The organism is Cytobacillus firmus NBRC 15306, assembly GCF_001591465.1.
In the GTDB taxonomy this organism is placed as follows: Bacteria; Bacillota; Bacilli; order Bacillales; family Cytobacillaceae; genus Cytobacillus; species Cytobacillus firmus.
On record NZ_BCUY01000146.1, the window covers coordinates 1 to 4,947 of the forward strand.

Consider the following 4,947-nt stretch of genomic DNA (forward strand, 5'->3'; position numbering starts at 1 on the left):
AAGTTCTTCCTTTAACCACTTTTCATTTTTGTTGATAAATTTTAATTTACGCTTTTGCACTTTCCCTTCAATGAAAACGGCTATGGGTAATCCGCGGTATTCCACTTTCATATGTAAATCTTTTGGAGTAATAGGAACTAATTCTTTTCTTGGAAAAATGCTAATTTCACCTGTTGCTTCCAAAATCGCATATTCAATATCGTGAATATCCGGATATCCTGATGTTCCTAAATTAGACAACAGCTCAGGTAAAGGATATCTACTTTCCTTTAAATTTCGATTAAGATAAAAAAGAATCGCTCCAAAATCATGAGGGGTAAGTTGGGCTAGAGCTGATTTCCCTAAAATTTTTACTGCTACAATAAACACAATATAGATAAAAATAACTTTAACTAAAAAAATAGACACTTCTAACACCTCGTAAAAAAATTCACCTTAGTCCGAAATTGGACTAAGGTTTTTAAACTTTTTTCAATTAAAAATGGTATCTTTTTTTCGTCATGTATGAATCTAAGCTAAATCCTTATCCTTTTAAAATAGGGGTCACTTTATCAATGGCTTCTTGTAATTTTTCACTGTTTAACCTATACATTTGTTTGGCCTCTTTTGATTCCGTTCCAAGAGCAAATAGTTCTAAGTCTGCTTGACATTTTTTCAAGGTTGAAAGAATTAAGGGTCTTTCTTGTGGGGGTGCGACTTGTAATTTATCGTCAAACAGATCAATCGTTAACTCTCCGTAAGAATTAACCTGTCCCAGAAATACATTTTCAATCGTTACCCCTAGTTTTTCTAATTCAGTTTGTAGCCAAGCCCGACTTCGTCCAATCGTGGCTAGTGGTTCATCCATTATTGTACCATCCATAATAATGGTCTGAGGCTCCTTGATTGAAGCAACCTTCAAGTTTATATCCTTTGCTGTTAAAGGTTGATTTTCTTTCTTTAGCATCACAGATAAATCACCTGTTGCCTCTAAAACAGCAAATTCTACATCAGAGACTTGAAAGACATCCTTCCTGCGAAGGAGATCTAACAGTTCATCTGTCGTATATCTTTCCTTTTTTAAATTATCTTCCATAATCTTCCCATCTTTGATAAATACAGTTGCTTTTCCTTCTATAAAATTGCGAAAACGTTTACTTTTTAATGAAATTAAACCAGCGAAAAAGGGAATAGCCGCAAAAATGACAATTCCAATAATTCCGTGAAAAATGTTCCGTTCAAGTCCTATAGCCACTTCTGCACCAATATTCCCAATAGAAATACCGGTGACATATTCAAAGAAAGTTAGTTCGGAAATTTGCTTTTTCCCTAACCATTTTGTGATTAAAAACAGGACAACGACAAATAATAATGACCGTATTACCACCTCTAACCATTCAGGCACTGCTTACACCCCCTGTAAATATAGTTTTTCTAGAAACCTTTGTACTGAAGTTCCTCTCCTTCTAGTTCTCCTACTCTTTTTTTTAAATCTTTTGTTACTTCGTGTATTACCATCATAGCCTCATGCAAAGTTCGCTTCGATTCATCATCAAGAGTCCGTAATGCTAAACTTGAGAGACTTGCTTCTACCCCTTTTAGACTGGCAAAACACTGTTTAACATCTGATCCTACTGTCATCCTAATTCTCCTTATCCTTTTGGCTTAAAAATTAAAGCTCCTATCATGCCGAAAACAATGGAAGCTGAAATACCAGAACTAGTTACTTCAAACATTCCTGTCAGTACACCAACTAACCCATGTTTTTCTGCTTCCTGCATCGCACCATGAACAAGCGAATTCCCAAAACTTGTAATCGGAACGGTAGCCCCTGCCCCAGCAAAATCAATCAAAGGCTCGTATAGTCCAAATCCATCTAAAAGCGCCCCAATCACTACAAGAGCACTTAAGGTATGACCTGGTGTCAATTTAAATACATCAAACATAATTTGCCCAATGATACAAATTAAACCGCCTACGACAAAAGCCCAAAAATAGATCATGTTAATTGTTCACCTCCGTATTCAATTGACACTGCATGGGCGATACAAGGAATTGTTTCATTTTGCTGAAAGGACAACGGTGAAAGCAAAGCACCTGTAGCCACAACTAACATTCGTTTAAATTCACCTTTTTTCATGCGGTTTAATAAATGCCCATAAACTACCGTTGCTGAACAGCCTGCACCGCTTGCCCCTGCAAGAACGGGTTGTCCTTCCCGATAAATCATAAGGCCACAATCTTGGTATTGTTCTTCACTAATAGGAGTTCCATGCTTTTTAAATAGATCCATGGACACTTCCTGTCCGATTTGGCCAAGGTCACCGGTTACAATTAAATCGTAATAAGATGGCTCAACATTTCGTTCCTTTAAATGGGCTTCAATGGTATCAACCGCAGCTGGCGCCATAGCTCCTCCCATGTTAAATGGATCTGTCAACCCCATATCGATTACACGACCAATTGTGGCAGATGTGACATGAGGTCCTTCCCCAGAATCACTTAATAGGGCTGCACCTGCACCAGTAACCGTCCATTGTGCCGTAGGTGGCTTTTGTCCACCATACTCAGTTGGATACCGAAATTGTTTTTCAACAGCTGTATCATGACTGGAAGCTCCTGTTAACAAATATTTCGCTCCTTTTGTATTTACAATATAAGCACCTAGAGCCAGACCTTCCATCGAGGTAGAGCAAGCACCGAATAAGCCAAAATAAGGCGCTCCAATCGTTCTGCTAGCGAAACTTGTTGGGGTGATTTGATTGATTAAGTCCCCAGCTAGGATAAATTGAACTTGATCCTTTTGTATGCCCCCTTTTTCCATGGCTTTTTGGCAAGCCTCTTCAAAAAGGATTTTATGTGCTTTCTCATAGGAATCCTGCCCAAGCCATAAATCAGCATGAAGAGTATCGAAATCATCTGGGATAGCACCATTGGCTTCAAATGGTCCACCAACGGTTCCAGTGGAGATAATGACAGGCTTTTGTTCGAAGATCCATGTACGATGACCTGCTAGCATTATAAACCACCCCACTGGATTAAAGTGGTTTTAATTAAGGCAATGACAAAAGCAGAAAAAACACCAAATAAAATAACCGCCCCCGCTAATTTAAACATGTTGCCACCTACGCCCAGTACAAATCCTTCGGTTCGATGCTCAATGGCAGGCGATATAACCGCATTGCCAAAACCTGTTACAGGTACAGCTGTTCCAGCCCCACCAAATTGGGCCATTCGATCATATACGCCAAAACCAGTAAGAAGCATTGTAATAAAAATTAACGTACCCACCGTCGGATTTCCGGCCGTTTGCTCAGTAAAATCGAAATAATAAATGTAAAAGTCTGAAATAAGCTGACCAATCAAACAAATAAGTCCACCGGTTAAAAAGGCCTTAATACAATTTTTAACAACCGGTCTTTTGATCTCTCGTTGTTTTTGCAATTTTTGATATTCCTGTTGCACAGGAGTAAGTTGTTTCTTTTGATTGTTAGACATAACTCGATCCTTCCTCTTTAGGTTTGTTCCTTCATAAGACTTTTCAGTTTGTTCAAATCATTTTTTAAGTTCTTCTTATTCATATCGTTTTTTTTCAGTCTTTGCTCGACCTTTTCAAGCTCCCAGAATATTTTTTTATCAGTCGAAACAAAAACTTTATAGTCGGGATATTTTTTTTCTAAGTCGGATTTTACTGACTTCTCGATACTCTTTAATCGAAATCGATCAAAATTCTCAACTTTAATCGCTGCCATAAGCTCTTTATCAGTATTCACAGCTTTTACGTCTGTAATATCTTCCTTGGCAATTATCTTTTCTTTCGCATGATTGGCAACGGATTGATCAATTGGCTTACTTGTATGTACTTGTGAAATACCAAAAGTACTATTACCTTGAATAAATTCATTTTGATTACCATTACATCCTGATGCGAAACCAATGACCATTATAATAAAAAGTAGGTTTTTCAATGTGGTTATTTTATCTTTCAAAAAAATCACCTCCATGTTTTTCCATTATTTGAACAGCTGAAAAAAGGTTGGTTAAGAGGCCAACCTTTTTTCGCCTTACTAATTACTGTTGTTTGTATTGAGGTTCTTCTTGTTCGATTTGTTGAACACGTGGTTCAATGCTGTCTACAACGGATTGGGTTTGCTTAGCTGCATCTTGGTAAAGTTGCTTAGCTTGTTGATTATCTGTACCAAGAGCAAATGTTTCAAAACTTGCTTGAGCACTTTTCAATCCTGCTAGAGCTGTTTTAACGTCATTTATTACTGTCATGATAATTTCCTCCTTGAATTTTTTTTTTACTCTTTTATTTTGCTTTATGGAGAATTTTTTATTCAATGATTTTTGGGAAATTTAAATCTAAATTATTTTTGACGTATAGCTCCATTTTTTCGATAATAACCCCTTTTCCATATCCCCATCATTTCTTCTATTTCTCGTTGACAGCAATAGCTCTTATAACTTTTCATTTTTTCTTTTCTCAACTTCAATTTCTTTTACACCCCTACCTTTATAAAATAAGATGATTGTATTTCCTGAAAGGACTAATATTTTTCCCATTTTTCGGATATTATCCCAAAGTTTTAAGAGTTTCTCCCTCTTAATCATCCTATTTATGGGTATTTAACATTGAAAATGTAATAACAAAGATAAACGCATGCATTTGTCGCCGTATTAAGGTTTGTCTAATACATAAAAAGGAACTGTTTTGTTATTAAACATCAAATTTTTCATACATTTTAGAAGGTGAAAAAATGACAACAAAACAAAAAAGGAAATCCTTTCAACGTTTAACGTTAAAACCAAAAAAGGACATTGAAGAAATAAAACTTGGGATTAAACTGGGAGACAAAAGGAAACCAAAAATCCGAGATTGGTCGAAAGAGATGTATAGCTATATTTGATGGGGATTAATACAGAATTACAGGTAGGTGACATTGTCAAATTAAAAGTTGGAGATGT

At 36.4% G+C, this 4,947-nt stretch carries 8 protein-coding genes; all 8 read right to left on the reverse strand.

Annotated elements, in window-relative coordinates; genetic code table 11:
* Positions 1-408, reverse strand: a 408-nt coding sequence (locus BFI01S_RS20885; RefSeq protein ID WP_174521692.1) for a DUF421 domain-containing protein, incomplete at its 3' end; no start/stop codon positions are given.
* Between the two features lie 115 nt (positions 409-523).
* Positions 524-1,384: a DUF421 domain-containing protein gene (locus BFI01S_RS20890; RefSeq protein WP_061794309.1), complete on the reverse strand. Its 861-nt coding sequence runs from the start codon at positions 1,382-1,384 to the stop codon at positions 524-526.
* 29 nt (positions 1,385-1,413) lie between these two features.
* Complete coding sequence (locus BFI01S_RS20895; protein WP_061794310.1) at positions 1,414-1,620, reverse strand: DUF1657 domain-containing protein; 207 nt, start codon at positions 1,618-1,620, stop codon at positions 1,414-1,416.
* An 11-nt stretch (positions 1,621-1,631) separates the two neighbouring features.
* Complete coding sequence (gene spoVAE / locus BFI01S_RS20900) at positions 1,632-1,982, reverse strand: stage V sporulation protein AE (RefSeq protein WP_009336484.1); 351 nt, start codon at positions 1,980-1,982, stop codon at positions 1,632-1,634.
* The gene (gene spoVAD / locus BFI01S_RS20905) at positions 1,979-2,998 is read right to left on the reverse strand and encodes a stage V sporulation protein AD (protein WP_061794311.1); all 1,020 of its coding nucleotides are present in this window, start codon (positions 2,996-2,998) and stop codon (positions 1,979-1,981) included. The genes spoVAE and spoVAD overlap by 4 nt, the downstream gene beginning before the upstream one ends.
* On the reverse strand, positions 2,998-3,477 hold the full coding sequence (spoVAC, locus tag BFI01S_RS20910; RefSeq protein WP_009336486.1) for a stage V sporulation protein AC: 480 nt from the start codon (positions 3,475-3,477) through the stop codon (positions 2,998-3,000). The genes spoVAD and spoVAC overlap by 1 nt, the downstream gene beginning before the upstream one ends.
* Positions 3,478-3,494: 17 nt before the next feature.
* Complete coding sequence (locus BFI01S_RS20915) at positions 3,495-3,968, reverse strand: YhcN/YlaJ family sporulation lipoprotein (RefSeq protein ID WP_009336487.1); 474 nt, start codon at positions 3,966-3,968, stop codon at positions 3,495-3,497.
* Between the two features lie 82 nt (positions 3,969-4,050).
* Positions 4,051-4,257, reverse strand: a complete 207-nt coding sequence (locus tag BFI01S_RS20920) for a DUF1657 domain-containing protein (protein ID WP_009336488.1) — start codon at positions 4,255-4,257, stop codon at positions 4,051-4,053.
* Positions 4,258-4,947: the final 690 nt, after the last annotated feature.

Bases quoted from the DNA above. Each gene is read 5' to 3' on its own strand.
- BFI01S_RS20895 (WP_061794310.1), bottom strand. From the start codon at position 1,620: ATGACAGTAGGATCAGATGTTAAACAGTGTTTTGCCAGTCTAAAAGGG.
- spoVAE (WP_009336484.1), bottom strand. From the start codon at position 1,982: ATGATCTATTTTTGGGCTTTTGTCGTAGGCGGTTTAATTTGTATCATT.
- spoVAD (WP_061794311.1), bottom strand. From the start codon at position 2,998: ATGCTAGCAGGTCATCGTACATGGATCTTCGAACAAAAGCCTGTCATT.
- spoVAC (WP_009336486.1), bottom strand. From the start codon at position 3,477: ATGTCTAACAATCAAAAGAAACAACTTACTCCTGTGCAACAGGAATAT.
- BFI01S_RS20920 (WP_009336488.1), bottom strand. From the start codon at position 4,257: ATGACAGTAATAAATGACGTTAAAACAGCTCTAGCAGGATTGAAAAGT.